The organism is Pseudomonas sp. R3.Fl, from assembly GCF_023516765.1.
Taxonomy (GTDB): Bacteria; Pseudomonadota; Gammaproteobacteria; order Pseudomonadales; family Pseudomonadaceae; genus Pseudomonas; species Pseudomonas citronellolis.
The window spans coordinates 1,244,198-1,264,840 of the sequence record NZ_JAMGSO010000001.1 but is presented as its reverse complement, the minus strand read 5'-3'; the positions used below and the strand labels follow the sequence as shown (position 1 = coordinate 1,264,840).

Sequence of the window (20,643 nt, the reverse complement as noted above, 5' to 3'; positions counted from 1 at the left end):
GAAGACTATCGATCCGGCTCGTGGGAGCTGAGCGTTATGTGCTGTAGGGAAATTCCTTGATGAGGGTTTTCTCGAAGGCGTTCCCGGTTTGCCGAGGCCGTGCCCGGTGGCTGCAAATTTGACCGTCCAGCCTCTACACTCCTCGAAGTCACATTGGCCAGCCTAAGGAGCCAGACGATGAGTTCTTCCTCGCGGACGGTATTGGCGGCGGCGCTGGCGGCGCTGCTGGTTGCTGTTGTTCCGGTCGCACACAACCCGGCCTGGGCCGAAGACGCCGCACCGCCCAGCGGCATGGAGGCCGACGACCAGCAGGGCCCGCTGGGCGACCTCAGCGAATACGGCCGCCTGGCCGAGGAGTCGCTCGACGCGGTGGGCGCCGACGACTTCGCCAGCGCCCGGGCCAAGGTCGACGCCCTGCAGGCCAAGTGGCGCGCCGCTGCTGCCGAGCTCAAGCGCAAGAGCCCGGAGGACTGGAAGGCCGCCAACGCGGCGGTCGAGGGTGCGGTGCGGGAACTGCACGCCAAGTCCCCGGACAAGGACCGTAGCCTGGATTCGCTGAACACCCTGCTGTCCACCTTCAACGACATCCAGGGCATCAGCGACTGACGCCCGCCCGGCCAGGGCCCGCCGACGGCCCTGGCCCTGCGGGTCGTCGGCATCCCGAGCGGCGGTTGGCGCTCAACGAAATCCTCACATTCGCCTCGCGGAGTTTTCACCTTCGCCCGTGCAGGATGGCGGCCAGCATCCGGCAGCGTGCCGGGTGCGTCCCGAACCATCGAGCGCGAGGCCTGTGGCGAAGTGAGGCAGATTCCGGAAACCTGGCGGCGTCCATCCAGACGGGTAATGGCCCTGGCCTGCGGGCTGCTCGGCCTGCTGGCCGTGGCCCTGTGCGGCGCGGCCAGCGTCGCGGCGCAGCGCCCGCCGCTGCCGGGCGAGGACGACCTGGCCCGCCACTGGCGCCTGGGCGAGGTGGTGGTGCTGGTGCGCCACGCCGAGCGCTGCGACCGTTCCGACGCCCCCTGCCTGGGCGCCGAGGACGGCATCACCGTGCGCGGCGGGGCGCTGGCCACGGCCCTGGGCGACGACTACCGCAGCCGCTTCGGCCTGGATAACGCCGACGTCTACGCCAGCCCGCTGACGCGCACCCTGCAGACCGCCAGCCTGATGTTCGGCGACGGCACCCTGGGCCAGGCCTGGGTCGCCGACTGCACCGGCAACCTGCTCAACCACGTGCTGGAACACAAGGCCAGCCACCGCAACCTGATCCTGGTCACCCACAGCGAATGCATGGAGCAACTGGCCCAGGCGCTCAGCCACCGGGACCTGGAAACCCCCGGCTACGGCACCTCGCTGGTGCTGTTCAGCGACGCCCGCGGCGGCCTGCAACTGGCCGGCGAGATTGCCCCGCGGGACTGGGCCCGCCTGCAATTGCGCTGAGCCGGCGCCGCCGCTGCGCTTGCGGCATCCGCCGATGCGGTCCTAGGCTTGCGGGGGAGGGCGGTGCCGTCGTCCGCCCCGGGAGCCGCCAATGCCACGCATCCAGCTCGGCGGGGTCAAGGAAACCCTGCTGATCACCTTCTACGCCAAGGCCATGGAAAGCCGCCTGCCCGATTCGTTGCTGCAGGACCGCTTCGCGGCCGCCGCGCTGGCGCGCCTGGACTACGACTTCGCGCGCTTCCGCCTGGGCCGCAGCAGCTACGTCGGCATCGCCCTGCGCGCCTGGAAGCTCGACCGCTGGGCCGCCGAATTCCTCGCCGCCCACCCCGATGCTTGTGTGGCGCACCTGGGTTGCGGCCTGGATAGCCGGGTGTTCCGCCTGGACCCGCCGCCCAGCGTGGCCTGGTTCGAAGTGGACTACCCGGACGTGCTGGCGCTGCGCAGCGAGGTATACCCGGCACGCGAAGGCTGCACGCTGCTGCCCGGCGCCATGGGCGACCCGTCCTGGCTCGACGCGCTGCCCACCGGCCGCCCGCTGCTGATCGTCGCCGAAGGCCTGATGCCCTACCTGCGCGAAGCTGAGGTGAGCACATTGCTGCGCGGCCTGCTGGCGCGCTTCCCCCAGGGCGAGCTGATCTTCGACGGCTACAACCGCTTCGGCATCCGCATGCTGGGGCTGTTCCTGCCGTTCTGGGCACGCGGCGCCCGGGTGCACTGGGCACTGGACGAGCCCAAGGAGCTGGAGGCGCTGGTGCCGGGGCTGCAGCTGGTCGAGGAGCGCCTCACCTACACCCCCGAGGAATGCCGGCGGATGGCCTGGTCGTCCCGCGCATTCGTGCAACTGATGCAGCGCTGGCCCACCCTGGGTCGTATCGGCCGGTTGCTGCGTTATCGCTGGTAGGGCATGTAACCGTTCGCGGTCATACGCGGCCTGTCTGGCGGCTGCGGCGAGACGCTTTTCGTAGGATGGGTTGAGCTTGCGATACCCATCGGGCCATGGTGATGGGTATCGCTTCGCTCAACCCATCCTACCGGGCTAGCCCGTGCCGAGAGGCGGCCTGGTTTCAGCCGGCAATCCCTGTGCTAGCCGGCTAACGCCGAAATACCAACGCACGCCGAACGGTCCCCTCTCCCTCCGGGAGAGGGTTAGGGTGAGGGGGCCGCAGGCCTGCTCGCTCGATTCCATTCCCCTACGCGCTCCGCGAGGCCATGCACCTGTAGGAGCGGGCCCTGCCCGCGATTCGCGCGCAGGGCGCGCTCCTACATGGGAATGACACCGGCGCTCGGGTTTTCCCTCACCCCAGCCCTCTCCCGGAGGGAGAGGGGGCTGCCCGTGCCGGCTGGGAGTGAGGTTTCAGCCGGAGAATCCTTGGTCTCCGGCTGACTTCAACCTCCCCGATCACTCCGAACGGTCCCCTCTCCCTCTGGGAGAGGGTTAGGGTGAGGGGGCCGCAGGCCTGCTCGCTCGATTCCATTCCCCTACGCGCTCCGTGAGGCCATGCACCTGTAGGAGCGGGCCCTGCCCGCGAATCGCGCGCAGGGCGCGCTCCTACAGTGGGAATGACACCGGCGCTCGGGCTTTCCCCTCTCCCCAACCCTCTCCCTGAAGGGAGAGGGGGCTAGTCTGTGCCGAGATAAGGCCTGGTTCCAGCCGGCAATCCCTGCGCTAGCCATCTAACGCCGAACACCAACGCACTCCGAACGGTCCCCTCTCCCTTCAGGGAGAGGGTTAGGGAGAGGGCGCTCTTCAGGCCACACACCACAGGCCTCCCCGCTCCATCCCTCCTACAAAACCCCAGCCCAAGCCGACAGCACCAGAAGCACCGCCAACCCCCGATTCAACCGCTGCAACGCCCGTGGCGAGCGCAACAACCGCGCACTGCCGGCGCCGAGCCCGGCCCAGGCGCTCAGGCAAGGCACGCCGACCATGAAGAACAACAGCGACATCAGCTGGATGCGCAACAGGCGGTCATCGCCTTGCCCCGCATAGACACCGATCACCGCCAGGGCCACCGTCCAGCTCTTCGGGTTCACCAACTGCAGCAGCGCCGCATCCAGCAGGCCGACGCGCCGCGCCGGCACGGCATCTTCCAGCCCGGGCGGCGGGCTGCTCCAGATCTGCCAGGCCAGCCAGGTCAGCCACAGCACCCCGGCGGCGGCCATGATGCCCTGCACCTGCGGCCGCCCGGCGAGCAACTCGCCCAGGCCGCTGCCCACCGCCAGCACCACCAGCGCCGCGCCGCCGCAGCCGCCGAAGACGATGGGCAGCGCCGCGCTCCAGCCGTGGCGGGCGCTGTTGCTGAAGATCAGCAGGTTGGTCGGCCCGGGGGTGATGGCGGCGACGAAAGCGAACAGCAGGAAGGGCAGCCATTGCTGCAGGGCCTGGATCATGGCGGGGGCTCCGTGGGACGTGGAGCCGCTATCCTCGCCGCGGCCCGGGCGTCAGTCTGGAAGCTTTGAGCAGCGCTGCCGGTAGTACGCCGGGGTAACGCCATAGGCGCGGCGGAACCAGCGCCCCAGATGGCTCTGGTCGGCGAAACCGAGGTCGGCGGCAACCTGCGCCGGAGCCAGGCCGCGGCCCAGCAATTGGCGCGCACGCGCCAGGCGCAGCTGGATCAGGTAGGCGTGCGGCGGCAGGCCGAAGGCCTCCTTGAACGCGCGGCTGAGGCGGAAGCGGTCGCGGCCGGCGGCGCGGGCCAGGTCGTCGAGGTCGATGTCCTGCATCAGGTTGGCGTGCAGGTAGTCCCGGGCGCGCAGGGCCACCAGCGGCAGGCGCGGGTGGTCGTCGATGCGCTTGCGCCAGTGCAGGCGCTGGGTGAGGCCGCCGAGCAGCTCGTCGAGGGCCGCCTGGCGCACGATGCGCAGGTCCTGGCCATGCACGGCCTGGAAAGCGGCGTCGATGGCGGCGGCCATGCGTGCGTCGTCGAACAGCACCTGGGGCACGCTCAACTGGCAATCGGCCGGGGCCTCCTCGAACAGCGCGCCCACCTCGCGCTCCAGCCACTGCGGGTCGAGGTAGAGCATGCGGTAGGTGAAACCGCCGGCGGTGGGCGCATCGCCGTCGTGGATCTCCCCGGGTTCGAGGAAGAACACCTTGCCCGGCGTGCTGACGTTGCGCGCCTGGCGGCAGCGAAACTGCTGCACGCCGGTTTCGGTGAAGCCGATCAGGTAGCTGTCGTGCCAGTGCGGATCGTAGGCATGCCCCTTGAAATGGGCGCGCAGCGTCTCGATGCCGGTGTCGGCATCCTGCGCCAGGTCGATCCAGTTGTCGCTGTGCATGCCGCGCCTCCGCCGCGCCCGCGAGTCGTTCAGCATACCGCGCGGGCGGGCGGCGTCTGGAAGATTTGTGCAGCCGGCCGTCAGGGCCAGGTGCCCTCCGGATTCCAGGTCGAAACCATCAACCGCACCTGCCCCTTGATGGCGGCGGTGGCGGGGTTGCCGTGGACGTCGCTGTCGATCGGCAGCAGCACCTGGATGCCGCTGCCGTCCAGCTCCTTGGCCTGCAGCGGGATGGTCGCGGTGTTCATCCCGGTGTTCTGCCAGGCGTAGCGGATGGTCCACTGGTCGCTGCCGTCGGTGGGGCGCTCCAGCTGGATGATCACGGTGTCGCGGTACAGGTAGCTGCCTTCGTAGTGGCTGTTGGGCCAGAAGCGTTTGTCGATCTCGTAGTCCGGCACCCGCACGCCGAGGGTGAGGCTGTAGGCCAGGCCGGGCAGTTCGGGGTCGACCTTGCCGAATTCGGCGAGGAACACGCTGGACAGGTACAGCTGCGTGCCCGGCTTCCACTCGGCCTGGGTGAGGCAGGCCGCGGAATCCTCCTCCGCCGTGCGCCGCGACAGGTACCAGGGCTTGCTGCGCGGCGAGGCCAGCAGCTCGATCTGGTAGAGCGCGTTGACCGGGTCGCCCTTGGCGGCGTCGAGCACCTCCTTGGGCAGGCGCAGCTCGTCGATGTCCAGCCAGATGTCGACGCGCACGTTGCCGAACAGGAAGCGCACCAGGTTCTGGAAGCTCTCCTCGCTGTTGACGATGCCGAAGAAGCCGGAATGTGCGCGGTAGGCGAACGCCTTGGCGCATTCCTCGCCGAGCGTGCCGTCGGCGTTCAGGCCGTGCAGCGTGGCGTTCTCGATGCGCACCAGGCCGTCGCTGCCGTGGCCGACGAAGGTGCGCGACAGGCCCGCGGCCACCTCGTAGTCGCTGCGGTTGGTGCCCACCATGCAGAACACGCGGCTGGAGGGCAGGGCGCTTTCGGGCAGCAGGTCGACCTTGTCGTAGCCCTTCGGCAGCTTGGGCAGGCGCAGGTATTCGCGCATGCGCTTGTCGCGGTTGAAGTTCTCGATGTCGAACGGCAGCGAGAACACCGGCAGGCTCGGCACGTTGACGCCGACCATGTCGATGCCGTTGTGCGGCGTGGCGTAGGTGAAGAACTTGTCCACCGCCGCGCGTGCCTCCGGCGAGCCGCAGGCCGGGTTCTGCAGGAAGGTGCGACAGACCAGGCCGCCCATGGAGTGCGCCACCAGGTGGCAGCGGAAGTCTTCCTTCTTCGCCAACTCGTTGGCCGGGTTGGCGAAGGCCAGGTCGCGCAGGTGCAGGATCAGCTCGCTCAGGCCCTGGGCGAACTGCTCCATGCTCGGCGTCTTGCCGACGCCCAGCAGCGTGGAGGCCGGGTCGTAGTAGCGGTAGATGACGATGGAGCGGGCGGCCAGCTTGTTGTTCTTCTGCGCCAGCCAGTTGGGGTCGAGGACGTCGTAGCCGTCCTCGTACACGTCGCCGTAGCCGAACTGGCTGGCCAGGCGGATCACTGGCGACTCGAACACGAACTTGCGCGGCGGCGCGCCCGCGGTGGCCACCGCGCGCATCACCGTGGAGCCCAGGTTGAAGCCGCAGAAGGGGTCGGCGGTGGTCTCGTCGATCTCGCCGCGGCTCATGGCGTAGCCGCGCACGTAGATGATCGGGTAGAAGGGTGCCTTCATCGGTTGCTGTTCCATGCTCGGTCTCCTGCTCAGGGCCACTGGATCTTCAGTGCGCGCGCGGTGGCCGGGCCGACGACGCCATCGGCGACCAGGCGGTGGGTGGTCTGGAAGGCGGCCACGGCCGCGGTGGTGTGCGGGCCGTAGGCGCCATCGATCTTGCCGGGGTCGAAGCCGGCCGCCTTCAGCGCCTGCTGGATTTCCGTCACCTTCGGCCCTTTCACGTTCGGCTGCTCCAGGCGGATGACCGAGGGCGGCGGCTTGAGCCTGGGCGTGCCCGGGTTGCTGCTGTAGCTCACACCGGGCAGGCGGCAGTAATAGTCCCAGACGCGCCCGGTGACATTGCCGGCGCGCACGCCCAGGCCGGTGCCGGCGGCCTCCATGGTCTTGCCGGCGCCGTCGGTGATGGCGACGTGGCCCATGTGCCCGGGCAGCGGCGGCTTGCGCACCAGCACCACGCCGGCGGTGAGCATGGCGTCGGCCTCGTTGGTGGGGATGAGGGTGCCGTTGCTGGCGTCATGCACCCAGGCGCCGGAATAGGCCTCGGTGGTCGCCGGGTTGCCCTGGTTGTTCACGCAGCCGTAGAGCTTCTTCAGCTTCTGGTAGGCCACCCAGGACACGAATTCCGCGCAGTCCCAGGGGCCGTTCCAGTTGGGGTTGTCCTTGGGGACCAGCACGTTGGCGTACTTCTGGTTCTTTTTCGTGGCGGCGAGCGTGTACAGATCCAGTCCGGTGACCATGGTGCGTTCCTCGGTAATGGGGCGGGGCAGGGCTCAGGCGAGTTCCACCGTCTGCGGGGTGGCGCCTTCGCCGTTGGGGGCGTCGAGCGGGAGGATGCGCAACTCCAGGTCGATGAAGTCGTTGCCCTGCCGGTAGCTGCGGTTGATGTGGTAGGGGTTGGGCTGGTCGCGCAGGAAGGCGCCCTCGGTGCGGAACAGCTCGTCGTCGCCATCGCTGGCAAGGCGCCCGGCGGTGAAGGCGGTCAGTTCCTTGAGCAAGGCGACCACGGCGGCGGAGCCAGGGTTGGCCAGCATCACCGCCTTGAGCCCCAGGTCGGCGGCTTTGCTGCCGACCACGTCGCGGATGCGCTCGCCCGCCTCGCGCAGGTCGCGGTCGGACTCCATCATCAGCAACGACAGCGCGACGTACTCGCCGGGGTTGGCCGGGCCATACAGCAGGTGGCCGTCGCCGAGCATGCTCACCGTCGAGCCCTGGCGAACTTTCGGGAAGGGCATGTAATTGAAAGTAAGGGCACCCTGCTGGATATTCGAAGTATCGATGGCGAGGGAAACTATATAGGGCTCGCTATAACGGTCGAATAACAGGTCGGCGCGTTTCAATAAAGTGAATTGGCCGAGGGTGATTGCAATACGGGAATTGAAGCGATCGAAGGCCATCTTCGTACTTCCCTGTGGATGGTGGAGGGCGCCAGGACTGCGGCGTTCAAGCTGAAGCTAGCTGTCGTTCGCCTACCTGTCCAAGGCGCCCGCAGGGTATTTTTCGATAATCTTGGAATGAAATCATGTAGGAAATTCTTATTTGATTTTGTTATTGGAAGTGTAAATTCCAGGTGACAGTTTCCGTGGTCTTTTGAACCTCTGCCGAATATAAGGCGCCAGGAATTTACATACATTGTCGATAATAAAAAGCGACCACTGGACAACGCGTCGCCGGTCGGTTGGCATGCAGCCCCCGGCAGGCTGTGCTACCACTTGCCGCTGGCACACCCACAGCAAACAGGCGGTCCGCCATGGCGCTCGTGCTCTACGGTCACCCGTTTTCCTCGTACACCCAGAAGGTGCTGATGGCGCTGTACGAGAACCAGACGCCCTTCGAATTCCGCTGCATCGGCCCCGACACGCCGCAGCACGCGGCGCAGTGGTTGCGGCTATGGCCGCTGGGCAAGTTCCCACTATTGCTGGACGGCGAGCGCAGCCTCGCCGAGAGCAGCATCATCATCGAATACCTGCAGCTCACCCACGGCGGCCCCGTGCGCTGGCTGCCGGACGACCCGCTGGCGGCGCTGGACGTGCGCTTTCTCGACCGCTTCTTCGACCTGCACGTGATGACGCCGGTGCAACACGCCGTGGGCGGCGCGCTGACGGGCGACGCGACCAAGCGCCAGGAAGCCCTGGCCGACGCGGTGGAAAAGCTCGAACGCGCCTACGCCTGGCTGGAAGGCCAGCTGCCGGGCCGCACCTGGGCCGCGGGCGAAGCCTTCACCCTGGCCGACTGCGCGGCCGCGCCCTCGCTGTTCTACGCCGACTGGACGCACCCCATCGGCGAGACCTACCCGACCCTGTGCGCCTACCGCGCCCGCCTGCTGGCGCGCCCCTCGTTCGCCAGGGCGGTGGACGAGGCCCGGCCCTACCGCCCGCTGTTCCCGCTGGGCGCGCCCGACCGCGACTGAGCCCGCACGAAAAAGGCCGGCCCCGTTCGCACGGGCGCCGGCCTGGTCAGGTAGTGGAGCGGAGTTACGCGTTGACGGGGGCCAGTGCGCGCTTGCGCGCCAGTTCGTACAACTGCCGGGCCTCGCCCACCAGCGGCACCAGGGCGGAGGCGACCCGCGCCGTTTCATGCACCAGCACATCATGGCCTTCGTGCACCTCCAGCACCCGCAGCAGGTCCTCCAGCGCGTTCAGCCGGCGCTCGGCCACGTCGTAGAGATGCTCCGCAGGGGCGGAAAGGTCGACATACAGCACGCCATCGAAGGCCTGGGATTGCAGCGCTACCAGCTTGCGATCAGGCATGACGCACCTCCGGGATGGAGGCGAAGGGGAGGGAGGACAGCAAGGCACGTACAACGAACAGTGGGTGTTTAGGCATTTCCGTTGCTCCTGTTTCGGAGGAAGGAGCCGCCCGCCCGGAAAGGGCGGCGGACCGTGCGGGGTCGCAGTACCGGTTAACCAACGTAAAGACCGGCCAGGCCGAAGCCTGCCCCGCACGGCTCGCCATGGCTGCACATAACAGCAGGCAAGAAAAAGCGCCTGTGCAAGGTGCGTCGGCGCTTCGTGCACGTTGGTTATCGCCGGACTGCGATCCGGGCCACGGGATTGACCGTGGCAGGAACGGAATCTATCGACGGGGTTTGTAGGCTCACAAGGGCGAATGTGGGTGGGAAATTTCGGGTGGTTTGGAAGGCCGCCGTCCATATTCAACGAGGTGTTACGAAGGGGCGTATGTGATTGGAGTAACTAAAAGCCTATTCAAAATTTTCTGAATCTTGAGATGGATGTGCGTAGTGGAGTTCTTCTCCAACTTTCCCTGGATTCTCTTGGGGTACTGGGTTGTGGTTGAGAGAATAGGTCTCTATTAATTTCCTCTGGAGCTAAAAGAAAGGCCGTTTCAATAGGATTTCTTGTTTATGGGATGTGTCTCAGAGGGAAAAAGGAAGCTTCCTTCAGGCTTGCTACTTGCACAAGCATGCAGCGCCGCTAATCGTATTTCTTTGTTCATGGCAGTAATCAAGGAAATACCATGGGTAACCGAAGTTCAGGGCCAGGGCCAATGCCGCAGGTATGCAAACCTGCGATGCCCAATCCACCGCTCAAGAAAATGAAGTACAAGGAACAGGAGCCAGATTGGCCACGTGAGTCGTCATACCCCAGGAAAATTCCTATACCTGTAGAAACCCGTCCTACGATACCTGGGTTTGTGTTTGCGAAGTCCTGCAAGCTACCTGACGCTGTAATCGATCATGCCAATCCGATTCCTGTAGGGAACTTAGAGGATTACGGCAGCTTTGCGTTGCTGGGAGGGCGCGAAGTCGACGGTGAGGGAAGTCTTCTTCTAAAGAAAATCAGCGGGGATGTACCCTCAACCTTCGGTCGGCTGGTGTTGCAAGGGCTTTCGGTAAGAGGAGCATCTTGCGCAGGTCGTTGCACACCGCTCAGTGGGCCTGTTGTCACCACTGGCGTAGCAGCGGGCACATTCGTAGGGCTTGTTGCATTGCTGTGGCCTTCTAGCCTGGGAGATAGCGCCCTTTACAGTGAGGAACAATTGAGGTCGCTCGGCAAGGCCAGATCAAGGGTCAGGTTACGTATTGAAGAACAGCCAGATGGAAGCCTGAAGGGATATGGCTTCAATACACAGAAGAATCGCGATTGGGAAATGCTGGATGTTGTCCAGTTCAACGAGCGAAGGGTTGCTGATCTGGGCGACGGAATTACGCTGCTCTGGACTCCCGCTGTTGATTCTTCCAGCAGAATTCCTGCATTAGAAGCTCCTCCACGAGCGCCGCTTATCTGGATATTCCCGCCTACCGAAAAGGCGGAACAGATAATCGTCAATCCCATCTATCCTCCTGAATACAAGGACTTTATTCTTGTTTTTCCGGCGGATTCTGGAGTTGAGCCGTTATATATAGTTCTGAATGTCCGGCGCGAACCGGGAGTTGTTACAGGAACGGGCGAGGATGTGCAGGGCATCTGGTTGGCTGGGGCAGGAGAGGGAAGTGGGAGCCCTATTCCTACGCAAATTGCTGATACGTTACGAGGGATGAGTTTCAACAGTTTTGACAGTTTCAGAGAGATGTTTTGGAAGACTGTGGCAAGTGATGCTGAACTGGCAATCCAGTTCGGGCATGATAATCTTGAGCGGATGCTGGGTGGCAATGCTCCAATTGCACGGAACAGGGATACGCTAGGGAAGCGTAAGTCTTTTGAATTGCACCACGTCGACTTGGTGTCCGAAGGCGGTGAGTTGTATGGATTAGATAATCTCCGTGTCGTTACGCCTAAAAAACATATTGATATTCATAGGTGAGTTATGAAGAGAATTACTGACTACACGGAAGATGAGTTTATTCGGCTCGTTGACGAGATACGTGCGGCGAATAAGTCGGCTTCAGATGGTGTGCTAGGAGAGCTTTTAGAGCACTTTTGTGAAATTACTGAGCATCCGGATGGTACAGACCTTATCTACTACCCAGAAGAGGGCGCGGATAATTCGTCTGCTGGTATCGCTCTCGCTGTAAAAACATGGCGTAAGGCCAATGGCCTGCCTGGATTCAAGACTTAGAACGGTATTGTTTATCAAAAGGTATCTTCTAAGCCTTACACCATTTTAATAATGTAGCTGGAACGATTGACCGGCTTCGGGAGAAAAATAAATCCGGTCTCATTGCCCGGCATAGTTACAACCTCTTAGACGTGACGGCCCAACGCGCCATAGCAGCTATACGCCTTTTCGAGGCGACGCGAGCGAGGTCGTACGACCTCGCTCAGCCCTGGCCCTGCTGCTTGTTGAGCATCGACTGGATGTGCAGCACCGAGTCCTGGGTGCGCTTGGCCAGGTTGCGCACCTCGTCGGCCACCACGGCGAAACCGCGCCCCTGTTCGCCCGCCCGCGCCGCCTCGATGGCCGCGTTCAGGGCCAGCAGGTTGGTTTGCTCGGCAATGCCCTTGATCACGCCCGCCATCTGAGAAATCTCGGCGTAGGTGTTCTGGATGCTCACCTGCTCCCGCTCACGCAGCGCTTCCGCAGCCTTCTCATCAGTGATTTCCCGGGTCGCGCCGGTCACCCGCAACAGCACGCCATTGGCATCGCGCAGGCAGCGCCCGCGCTCGCGGAACCACAGGTCGCCGCGGGTCTTGTGGCGCATGCGGTACTCGACGACATAGACGCGCTGCCCGGTGGGGTCGGCCATCATCTCGCCGAAGGCGCGCATGACGCGCTGCTGGTCCTCGGGCTGGGTGATGGCGAAATAGCTGTCCCAGCCATCGGGAAACTCCTGGCGGTTGTAGCCGATCAACGAACGGAACTGATCCGACCAGCGAATCACGTTGTCAGGATGATCGGGGTTGCCATCGACCACGCTGAGGTCCCAGCAGCCCTCGGTCAGCGTCTGCTTGGTCAACTCCCACACCTGCTGCTCCTCCAGCAGCCGCGCCCGCTCCGCCTCGACTGCAGCGGTCCATTCCTCTGCACGCTTCAGCGCCTGTTCGGCCTCGGCCTGCTGTTGCTCGCGCAAGCTGAGTGCGGCCTGTAGTTCCCGCAACTGGGTTTCATCGACAGAGGTATGGTGTTCCACCTGGCGCTCCAGGGTGGCGATGTTGTCCTGCCAGTGGTTCTGAACATCCTGCAGGGCCAGCGCAAGCTCGCGGTGCCGGCTCAGCGCGGCATACTCGGCCGGGCCACGCCAATTCCCCGCCAGCCACTGCCGGCACAGCTCGCTCACCTCACCCGCCAGTTCCCTCGCCCCCTTTGCGAACCACATGCCTCGCCACTCCTCGCCGCTTGCGGTGATGTCAAATTAGTATGAAATCATATCTTATATGTAAAAAGAGGTGGTGAGGGAAGGGGAGGGATGTTTTTGGCGTGGGTGGGGGACTTCGTCTGATATCACCTGGCCTTGCTGAGCGAGGTGCTGGTTCTGAAGTTGGCAAGCTTCCCGGCCGGCTTGCGCGCTGAACCGGCCATCGACAGGGTCCAAGATGTGGGGGGAACATGGCTTAGTGGCTATCTGCCGTTCGCCATTGGCTGCAACCGGCCAGAAGCGGGCACTGAGACCAACTGGAATAAAGCGTCGTCGTGCTTCTGGCGAGGTGTAAGGGAAACGTGCAACAGCGTTAGACCTAGCGCAGACTCCAAGTCCCGCCACGACTGGCAGCCAGTGCTGCACAGATTGCCAACGCTAGCGAACCCGGCTATCACTACGCAACTATCAGACTTAGACCGGTAACGTGCATTGACCCATACGCCGCGAAATTCCCCTTCCAGTGACCGGATCGGTGGTGGCGGTGCTGCGACCAGCGCTGGCATTCGTTTCGAACAACAGCTTGGGGCGCTGTTCTCCTCTTGGATTTTGGCAGGCGACCGGTTAGATGACAGCTTTCGTCTTGGCGCGGCCTCACCGGAATGGATCCGCTTCGAGACTGAGGCGCCAGTCGACGACCTGTTGATCAAAACCAACGATGACGGCTACGTCGCCGTGCAAGCAAAGACAACCGCAAGCCTTAGTGATGACCTAGGCTCGCCGCTGGGTAAGACGATCACGCAATTCGTTCGCCATTGGTTTGTCGCTCAGCGGGGCGACGGCTCAATGGGGTGGAACCGGCCGCTCGATCCCGCTCGCGACCGGTTGGTGCTGGCTGTGACGCCTCAGGCCTCGGTACAGGTTAGGGTCGACCTACCGGCTGCGCTCCTCCTCGTCTCGCAACCAGGGGGAGGCGCGCTTAACCAAGCGCAGAAACGAGCTCATCAGGTGTTCTCCAGCCTGGTTGAACGGGCCTGGGCAAGTATCACCAAGGGACCGCTGGACGATGAGCTGCCGTCGGAGTTGGCGAAGCTGGTAGCTGTCTTCACCTTTGAAGGCGATCAAGGTGGTTCATTGGCGAGCGGTTCTCTTGTCAAAGCTTTCGGCCCGGAGGTGGATGCCGCAGCCGCTTTCGGCGCTCTGTCCGATCTTAGCGGCCAACTAATGAAGGAACGCGGCGGCGGTGACCTCTCCACTTGGCGACAATTACTCGCCAGCCGAGGCGTCGCACTCGGCGCGCCTCCTGAGTATCGCGCCGACATCGAAGCCCTTAAGCGGCATTCCAAACGCGTCGCCGAGGCGCTCGGCAACTATGAGAAGATTGAGCTAGCCAGCGGCACGACGCTATCTGTGCGCCGCGAATGCCAAGCCGCGGTTGAAGCCGCAGTGCGCAACGGCCCGCTGCTTATTATCGGCGAGCCGGGGGCCGGCAAGAGCGGGGTTCTGAATGCGGTTGCCCGCAAACTGAGCGACGACGGCGTCGATATCCTCCAACTTGCCGTTGATCGTTACTCGATCGAGAGCCTCGAAGGTCTGTCCCGTGAACTCGGACTACAGCATCCGCTGCTGGATGTGCTTGAAGCCTGGGACGGGCCGGAGCCGGCCTATCTCGTTGTTGACGCTTTAGACGCGACGCGCGGCGGTCGCGGTGAAGGCGTCTTCCGGACACTCATCGAGCGAGTTCTAGAGAGCAAGGGGCGCTGGAACGTCGTCGCATCGATCCGTAGCTTCGACTTGCGCATGGGTCAACAATTCCGTGCGCTGTTCAAAGGTGCACCTCCGGCGCCATCGCTGGCGGACCCGTCCTTCGCTGGGGTCCAACACATTCAAGTGCCGTCCTGGTCGGAAGCCGAATTTGACCAACTCCTCCAGCAATCGCCCGAACTTGCAGCATGTCTTGACCAGGCACCGCAGCGACTGCGTGACTTGGCGATGGTGCCGTTCAACACCCGACTGCTCAGCGAGTTGATCTCAGGTGATGCGGTCAAAAACCTAGACGAAGTCGCGTCTCAAACGGATCTGTTGCGCCTGTACTGGGATCACCGCGTAGAAGGCCACGGGTTGCCAGCGAGGCGCAGCCTTAGCCGAGTGGTCGAGCTCATGGTTCAAGCGCGGGCGCTTCGCGCACCAAGACTCCTAGCGGCGGGTGAGAGTGCGAGCATGATCGACACTCTTTGTAAGGAGGGCGTACTCGTCGTTGATGGCGAGCGGTGGGTTCAGTTCCGACATCACCTGCTCTTCGACTACGCGGCGGCAAGGCTCGCGCTTGATCCGAGCACTATCGTCAGCGGTGCTTATCGGTTCAGCAAGGCGGACGCACTAGGTCTGATGCTATCGCCAGCGCTCGGATTCCTCCTGCGGGAAATTTGGGAATCAGAGACTAATCGCAAGCCTTTTTGGACCGCCCTTCGAACCCTCATCAACGACGAGGATGGGGACCCGATCATCCGCAGTACAGCCGGTCGATTAGGGGCAGAGTTTCCGACTTCGGCCCAAGACTGTATTTGGTTGGGCAATTTAGCCATCGTGGGTGACAAGAAGGCGTCGAAGACACTGTCGCATGTTGCCGGCGCTTTGGTCGTGCGACTTGAGGACGAGAAGCAGCTTGAGCTTGCGCCTTGGGTTTACCTAGCCGCTTGCTTGGCTAAGGATCCAGCAACGGTAGCAGGCACACTTCGCTTTCTACTCCACAATCTCCTCGAACGGATCAAGGATGATGAGTTCACGCCGGTGCTCGGTGAGGCTGCTCGCGCGCTACTGGCGTACGGACTGGCCCAGCCTGACCCAGGCTTCATTGTGAGATCCGCGATTGAGTTCGTTATCGCCACCTATGGCACCGACGTCGGGGCCTCACGGGCCTTACTGGTTCAGGTTTTCGACCGCGATCGGCTGGAGAGATTCGGGCATCAGGAAGTGCCAGCAGTCTGCTACAAAATTGCGGCGGTCGGCGACGTTGATCCAGAGTTCGTCACCACCTATGTGTACCGTACAGTATTCAACTACGAGGTCACGGAGGATCGACAGACCCGGATCGGGCAGAGCCAAATCCTCAACCTGACCTCCAACGCCAAGCAGGATTACGAGTCGGCGCGGTGGGCGCTTGGCGAATACCTACCCAAATTCCTACAGGTCGACCCGCGAGCTGCAGTCAGGGCCGTCGTCAATGCGGTAGAAGGATACGTCGCACGCAAACATGCCGTCTCCGAAGAAGCCCTCGACAAAGAGCTGCAGGTCAATGAGCGATTAATCCGTCTTCGGGAAGACCGCAGCTTCATCTGGGCGCATGACCCAGACAGCCAATACAATCGGGATGCGGAAAGCCTGGTCTCAAAGTTGCGCGCGCACCTTAAAGCCGCCCCGGAGGCCGAAGCTCTGAATTTGATCGACATCCTGATCAATGAAGCTTCGTTCGCGATCTTTTGGTCCCGGATGTTCCTCTGTGCTATCGAGCGCAGAGATGGCTTGGTAGAGCAGCTCTGGTCTATTGCGGCGACCGAACCTTTCCTTGTCCTCCACGACACTCGCAAGGACGCAATTGATCTCGTTGCGATAGGCATTGGCCGACGCTCGGCGCAGGAGCGGCAGAGTTTCGAACGGGCAGTGTTTGAGTTCGACTTCTCACGCTTTAAGCATCGCACCGAAGCGCACCAAGACTTCCTGGAGCGCCTTTTTGCTGCGATCGGCCGCGACAATCTCATCACGGACGAAGCCCGCCAAATCTTAGATGCGAGGCCACAGGATCAGACCTCCTCGAACGAGCGACTCTTCGTCATCAAAACTGGGACTCGCTCAATAGAGGATTTGCATTGGATCGAAGGCCTAGATAGGGAGGCGCCAGAGAACTCGCTAGTCATTGACGCCATCAACACCGCGAAGAAACTCCTCCGGCTCGAGTCGAATTCTGAAGATGTGGCAGTTGCCTCGCTCGCGGACTCGCTCTCCGCTCTACAGGCTATACGAAACGCACTAGCACGTAATACGCCGCACGCTGGCCTACGACGGTATGCAGAGGCAATCATTGGCCAAGGCTGCGAAGTCATCGTTTCGCAAGAGCTACTGGTATCGAAGGAGGCCCCGCCGACATCGGAGCAAGACGCAACGTTTACAGCACTGCTTGAAATCGCTGGTAGGTCCGAAAGTCCAGAGCTGGACGTCGACACGGAGTCGCAGTTCGAGAAGTCTGCTGCTTGGGGTGTACCCGCGGCGCGAGTTGAAGTCGCGCAAGCCTATTGGGATCTGTTCACGCAACGCTCAGATCTCTACCCTGACCTGATTCCGCGGGCGAAGGAGTTGCTGTCTGATCCCCATCCGGCCGTCCGGCTGAACGCCTCGGTGCGTCTCGTGCGAATCTGGGATCTCGACCGTGATCGATTCTGGAAGCTTCTGACAGATCGCCTCACGCACGAGCCCAACCTGACCATCATCGAACATCTGGTCGGCGATGTCGTCTCAAGGTTGATCCACACAGATCAACAGCGGAGTCTCGAGCTGCTGCTCTTGCTGTCGCAGCGAGAGACTCCGGGGTCTGATCGAGAACGGCGGCTGCTCAACGTTATCGCAAGTAGGCTCACCGTCCTTTGGGTCACCTACCAGTCTTCAGAAGCAAAGGTCGTGCTCGATCATTGGTTACGGGTGCCTTGGAAGCACGCAGAAGCAGCGAGAACGATCCTGACGACTCTGCGCGACGCCATCGTTGCCGGGGTGGGCGATATCCCCGACAAAAACGCCGGCCTCCGCCAGCGCTCTCAAGCGCTTGTCTCTGACATCGTCAATTCTGCGAATGCCCGACTCGCCCTGCACATGGCGGGCACTGATGTCGACGCCGCTGCGACCTCCGAAGCGCGAGAGTGCGTTAGCCTGATTGACACCGCAGGCATGCAAATGTTCTTCGCAATCGAAGAGAGGGCCAATCAACCGGGTCTCGACGTGTTCCTCCGGGAGAATGGCGAGCTCCTAAAGCGAATTGGTGAGTACGCGCAACCGCACACTACCTATTACCTGCTCCAACTCGTCGAACAGCTAGTCGATGTGAACGCGCATGCGGCCTTCGATTTGGCGGCGAGCACGCTGCTGGCGAGCGGCCAATCGGGCTACCAGAACGAGACTCTGGGCGTGGACCTTTTGGTTCAGCTGATCGGCGTATTCCTCGCTGACCACAAGGAAATCTTCGAGGATCCAGTCCGACGCGCGGCGCTTGTTGATTGCCTGGAGATCTTCCTGGAAGCGGGATGGCCGGCGGCGCGACGCCTGCTCTATCGCCTGCCGGAACTGATCCAGTGAACCGGCTAGCGCTTCAAAACCTCTTCAAGCGGGGGCTCGGCGACCTGCTGGAGGCGATCGAGCGAGAACTAGCTAGACAACAGCGGGACCCGTTCGCCGAGCCCGACCCGAACCGCCGCCCCCACGAGCACGACACGCGGCTGCTCTTTGTCGATGCCTTGCTCAATCTTCTTGGATGGCGGCTCGGTGCCGGGGGCAATGTGCTTGAGGAAGCCCGTCTCCAAGCAAACACTACGAAGTTCATGGACTACGTGGGGGTTGTCGATATCAATGGCGCACCACTCTTGCTGGTCGAAGCCAAAGCTTGGGAGAAGCCGGCGATCTCGGCTCGGGGGGATGGCCAGTACGCGAACGAGGCAACCCTGCTCGTTGCGGCGATTAAGCATATCCGCGACGGAAAGGCTGAGGATACGTCGCCTATTATCGCTGAGTGGGACGGCTATCTGCGCCAGGTCCGCGGCTATGTACAGACGCTCAAGGAGATGTATGGCCATAACTTGTCCAGGGCTGCCATCATCAGCGGCGAGTGGATGGTGGTGTTCAAGGCCCCGGTTGCAACATTTCTTGGCGCTGCACGGCCGGATGACATCGCGATTTTCACTCGCGAACAGTTCGGGGAGCGGGCCGCAGAAATTTTCGAGCTTCTCCATCGCTCGGCTCTCACCAAAGATGCGCCGATTCCATTACGTGCCGCACAGCTTCGCCAGTACCTCGAGCTGGGCGATGTCGCCGGAGCGTTTCAGGGCGTGCATGTCCACTATGAGCGGACCGGCAGCACCCTGTTCGCTCGTCGACCGCGCATCCTGATCTATCCAGCTCTATTTTTAGCCCGCAAGGACGACGCTATCTTCACCGTGATTGACAACGACATCCCTGTCGAACTCGACTATCACAGGGATGAGGATGGCGACGAAACGCTGGCCCCGCACTTGGATGCAATTCAGGCGCGTGGTTTCGCGCTAATTAGGGTATGCGGGATTGAACTCGGCGGCGAGCTCTCCTCCGCCGAGCTTTCGGCGTTTCCGGGTTTTCGCAGCGGCGGGTTAGCGAAGGCGTTGGTCGGTGAATTGAAGGCGGCGGACGAGTGGCTCGTCGCCACTGGCAGCGCGACGCATTTTCTCCTCGCATCCCCTCGTGTTCAGGAATGCCGGTTCCATAGCTGGGCCGAATGCGGGGCTGACGCTGCAATGCAATCCGCCATCAGTGCGCGCACGGTCGAACCTCCGGCGTTCTTCGTTGACACTCAGCGCCATCACTGCGCCCACCAAGTTGTTCAGGACCGTCGCGCAGGTCGGTGCTTCATTCAGGCCATCGACAGCCGGACCTGCTGCCAAGCCTGTGTATTTCTGGAGCACTGTTGGACCGAAGCGGAGCGAGCGGCGTTGCCTTGTGGTCATTAACGGTGTGATAGGGGTATAGAGTGTCCGCTTTGGGTCGTTTGCTGCCTTCGGAGAGAGGCCGCTACCGACCCATAGGAGACGTTTAGAATCTGCCCCTTCAGCCATTGAACTTACCTGCGGGTAGGTACGCCTCACCGGTCTGCGAAGCATGGCGACGTACACGCGACACAATGTCGGCGAACGAGAGCGCTCCGGAGAGATACAGGTAAAGATGCATAGCATCTAGAAGTAGCAAGGCAGTCTTTCGTCCGGACGCCTGCGTGACTGCGACGCTGGAGTACCCAGAGATTGAAATCATGATGCCCATTGTGTTGTCGGCCTTATCATCGACCTTTGAGCGCAGAGAGTCGACGTCGGTCGCATCCGCTTGGGAAGCGGTGAATTTCAGCTCTATCAGATAGGTGGTGCCATCGAGAGTCAACGAACCGTCAATCTGCCGTCCTGAGCTAACGTAGGGTCTGCGATTCTGAACTTCGCAGAAGTCCAACAGGTCGTAGAACCAATCCTGAAAATCGTAGCCGCCCTGCTGCGTACCTACAGCTCGATGCAAATTATCAAGTCGCTGCTGCAGCTTCGACTTGTCAGTAAAACTCCGCTGGATCTTGGAGCGCTCTTCTCGTGCCCGTGTCTTCGCTTCGCTACGTTCACGCTCTGTTCGAATCTCCTCATCTTGTGCACGGAGGTAAGCCTTCAGTTCGGCAACCGCCTTGGTCGCGTCCACAATCTTCTGCGCAGAATCCTCCCAGTTACGGAGGTCCGGAAAGGACGAAAGCTCAGACAGCGCTCGCACCATCTCAAAGATCACAGCTTTGCCCTTGTCACTCTTCTGCAAACTAGTGAAGGTCCGGTCAAGGAACTCCCTCTTACTCTCGTCAGGCGCCCAAGTCGCCAAGTGGGACTCAGCGATGTGCGAAGACTGTAAGAACTTTCGAAGCGCTGCTTTTCGCCAATAAGACTTGAGCGTCGCCTCATACGTCAGTTCAATGAAGCGGGGAGTGATCTTTGCTGCCATAGCGATCGCTGGCCTGACTAGAAGTAGGCGGTAAAAGTGGCGTGATGATTTCCGCGGTTTGCCGCATAACGCTCCATGTCGATGTGAGGCTTCTTGAGAGGGTTAGACGTCGCGCCCAAAAACCACATGAAGAGGGGAGGAGGGCGGCATGGCGCTAGCCACATTGCGAAGTTTAGCAGCGTCACCATAGTCTGCTTCTGGCCGATAGCCCCCATTGGCTGAAGGCTCCCCTGCGGCAGCCTGAACAATCAACCCCTTTGAACCGATTTCGAATTCGTCAGGCGCAGTCCG

Annotated in this window: 16 protein-coding genes and 1 pseudogene; 9 read left to right on the top strand and 8 right to left on the bottom strand. The window is 62.3% G+C overall.

Annotated elements, in window-relative coordinates; translation table 11 throughout:
- Nucleotides 1-177 precede the first annotated feature (177 nt).
- The 3 genes from M8R19_RS05135 (at nt 178) to M8R19_RS05125 (ending at nt 2,338) form a co-directional block, all read left to right on the top strand.
- On the top strand, nt 178-606 hold the full coding sequence (locus M8R19_RS05135) for a hypothetical protein (RefSeq protein ID WP_009618985.1): 429 nt from the start codon (nt 178-180) through the stop codon (nt 604-606).
- A 237-nt stretch (nt 607-843) separates the two neighbouring features.
- On the top strand, nt 844-1,437 hold the full coding sequence (pmrG, locus tag M8R19_RS05130; protein WP_061561201.1) for a lipopolysaccharide core heptose(II)-phosphate phosphatase PmrG: 594 nt from the start codon (nt 844-846) through the stop codon (nt 1,435-1,437).
- 91 nt (nt 1,438-1,528) lie between these two features.
- The gene (locus M8R19_RS05125) at nt 1,529-2,338 is read left to right on the top strand and encodes a class I SAM-dependent methyltransferase (protein WP_249917221.1); all 810 of its coding nucleotides are present in this window, start codon (nt 1,529-1,531) and stop codon (nt 2,336-2,338) included.
- 884 nt (nt 2,339-3,222) lie between these two features.
- Here M8R19_RS05125 and M8R19_RS05120 read toward each other — a convergent pair.
- The 5 genes from M8R19_RS05120 to M8R19_RS05100 form a co-directional block, all read right to left on the bottom strand.
- Nucleotides 3,223-3,828 (bottom strand): LysE family translocator, encoded by a 606-nt coding sequence (locus M8R19_RS05120; protein ID WP_249917220.1) that lies wholly within the window; start codon nt 3,826-3,828, stop codon nt 3,223-3,225.
- Between the two features lie 51 nt (nt 3,829-3,879).
- Nucleotides 3,880-4,716, bottom strand: coding sequence for an AraC family transcriptional regulator (locus M8R19_RS05115; RefSeq protein WP_249917219.1), 837 nt, complete (start codon nt 4,714-4,716; stop codon nt 3,880-3,882).
- Between the two features lie 80 nt (nt 4,717-4,796).
- On the bottom strand, nt 4,797-6,422 hold the full coding sequence (locus tag M8R19_RS05110) for an esterase/lipase family protein (protein WP_249917218.1): 1,626 nt from the start codon (nt 6,420-6,422) through the stop codon (nt 4,797-4,799).
- Between the two features lie 14 nt (nt 6,423-6,436).
- Complete coding sequence (locus tag M8R19_RS05105) at nt 6,437-7,144, bottom strand: peptidoglycan-binding domain-containing protein (RefSeq protein ID WP_051878371.1); 708 nt, start codon at nt 7,142-7,144, stop codon at nt 6,437-6,439.
- A 33-nt stretch (nt 7,145-7,177) separates the two neighbouring features.
- Nucleotides 7,178-7,801 carry a hypothetical protein gene (locus M8R19_RS05100; RefSeq protein WP_009618994.1) on the bottom strand — a complete coding sequence of 208 codons (624 nt, stop codon included), beginning with the start codon at nt 7,799-7,801 and terminating at the stop codon, nt 7,178-7,180.
- On the opposite strand from M8R19_RS05100, the gene M8R19_RS33395 reads away from it, so the two are divergent.
- Complete coding sequence (locus M8R19_RS33395) at nt 7,782-7,856, top strand: hypothetical protein (RefSeq protein WP_370311620.1); 75 nt, start codon at nt 7,782-7,784, stop codon at nt 7,854-7,856. The genes M8R19_RS05100 and M8R19_RS33395 overlap by 20 nt on opposite strands.
- Nucleotides 7,857-8,154: 298 nt before the next feature.
- Nucleotides 8,155-8,814, top strand: coding sequence for a glutathione S-transferase family protein (locus M8R19_RS05095; RefSeq protein ID WP_249917217.1), 660 nt, complete (start codon nt 8,155-8,157; stop codon nt 8,812-8,814).
- A 64-nt stretch (nt 8,815-8,878) separates the two neighbouring features.
- On the opposite strand, the gene M8R19_RS05090 is transcribed toward M8R19_RS05095, so the two are convergent.
- Nucleotides 8,879-9,154 (bottom strand): hypothetical protein, encoded by a 276-nt coding sequence (locus M8R19_RS05090; protein WP_069866359.1) that lies wholly within the window; start codon nt 9,152-9,154, stop codon nt 8,879-8,881.
- A gap of 727 nt (nt 9,155-9,881) precedes the next feature.
- Between M8R19_RS05090 and M8R19_RS05085 the strand changes: the two genes are divergently transcribed.
- Both M8R19_RS05085 and M8R19_RS05080 read left to right on the top strand, forming a co-directional pair.
- Complete coding sequence (locus tag M8R19_RS05085) at nt 9,882-11,168, top strand: pyocin-S2/colicin E7-DNase domain-containing protein (protein WP_249917216.1); 1,287 nt, start codon at nt 9,882-9,884, stop codon at nt 11,166-11,168.
- Nucleotides 11,169-11,171: 3 nt separating this feature from the next.
- On the top strand, nt 11,172-11,423 hold the full coding sequence (locus M8R19_RS05080; protein ID WP_249917215.1) for a bacteriocin immunity protein: 252 nt from the start codon (nt 11,172-11,174) through the stop codon (nt 11,421-11,423).
- A 214-nt stretch (nt 11,424-11,637) separates the two neighbouring features.
- Here M8R19_RS05080 and M8R19_RS05070 read toward each other — a convergent pair.
- Nucleotides 11,638-12,621 (bottom strand): annotated as a pseudogene (locus M8R19_RS05070) (methyl-accepting chemotaxis protein); the annotation flags it as partial.
- A gap of 471 nt (nt 12,622-13,092) precedes the next feature.
- On the opposite strand from M8R19_RS05070, the gene M8R19_RS05065 reads away from it, so the two are divergent.
- Together M8R19_RS05065 and M8R19_RS05060 are read left to right on the top strand one after the other, a co-directional pair.
- The gene (locus M8R19_RS05065) at nt 13,093-17,940 is read left to right on the top strand and encodes a hypothetical protein (RefSeq protein WP_249917214.1); all 4,848 of its coding nucleotides are present in this window, start codon (nt 13,093-13,095) and stop codon (nt 17,938-17,940) included.
- Complete coding sequence (locus M8R19_RS05060; protein ID WP_249917213.1) at nt 17,937-19,340, top strand: hypothetical protein; 1,404 nt, start codon at nt 17,937-17,939, stop codon at nt 19,338-19,340. Before M8R19_RS05065 ends, M8R19_RS05060 begins: the two co-directional genes overlap by 4 nt.
- 97 nt (nt 19,341-19,437) lie before the next feature.
- Here M8R19_RS05060 and M8R19_RS05055 read toward each other — a convergent pair whose 3' ends face one another.
- Nucleotides 19,438-20,352 (bottom strand): hypothetical protein, encoded by a 915-nt coding sequence (locus M8R19_RS05055; RefSeq protein WP_249917212.1) that lies wholly within the window; start codon nt 20,350-20,352, stop codon nt 19,438-19,440.
- Nucleotides 20,353-20,643: the final 291 nt, after the last annotated feature.

Coding starts and splice junctions, on each gene's coding strand:
- M8R19_RS05135 (WP_009618985.1), top strand. CDS start 178: ATGAGTTCTTCCTCGCGGACGGTATTGGCGGCGGCGCTGGCGGCGCTG.
- pmrG (WP_061561201.1), top strand. CDS start 844: ATGGCCCTGGCCTGCGGGCTGCTCGGCCTGCTGGCCGTGGCCCTGTGC.
- M8R19_RS05125 (WP_249917221.1), top strand. CDS start 1,529: ATGCCACGCATCCAGCTCGGCGGGGTCAAGGAAACCCTGCTGATCACC.
- M8R19_RS05120 (WP_249917220.1), bottom strand. CDS start 3,828: ATGATCCAGGCCCTGCAGCAATGGCTGCCCTTCCTGCTGTTCGCTTTC.
- M8R19_RS05115 (WP_249917219.1), bottom strand. CDS start 4,716: ATGCACAGCGACAACTGGATCGACCTGGCGCAGGATGCCGACACCGGC.
- M8R19_RS05110 (WP_249917218.1), bottom strand. CDS start 6,422: ATGGAACAGCAACCGATGAAGGCACCCTTCTACCCGATCATCTACGTG.
- M8R19_RS05105 (WP_051878371.1), bottom strand. CDS start 7,144: ATGGTCACCGGACTGGATCTGTACACGCTCGCCGCCACGAAAAAGAAC.
- M8R19_RS05100 (WP_009618994.1), bottom strand. CDS start 7,801: ATGGCCTTCGATCGCTTCAATTCCCGTATTGCAATCACCCTCGGCCAA.
- M8R19_RS05095 (WP_249917217.1), top strand. CDS start 8,155: ATGGCGCTCGTGCTCTACGGTCACCCGTTTTCCTCGTACACCCAGAAG.
- M8R19_RS05090 (WP_069866359.1), bottom strand. CDS start 9,154: ATGCCTGATCGCAAGCTGGTAGCGCTGCAATCCCAGGCCTTCGATGGC.
- M8R19_RS05085 (WP_249917216.1), top strand. CDS start 9,882: ATGGGTAACCGAAGTTCAGGGCCAGGGCCAATGCCGCAGGTATGCAAA.
- M8R19_RS05080 (WP_249917215.1), top strand. CDS start 11,172: ATGAAGAGAATTACTGACTACACGGAAGATGAGTTTATTCGGCTCGTT.
- M8R19_RS05055 (WP_249917212.1), bottom strand. CDS start 20,352: ATGGCAGCAAAGATCACTCCCCGCTTCATTGAACTGACGTATGAGGCG.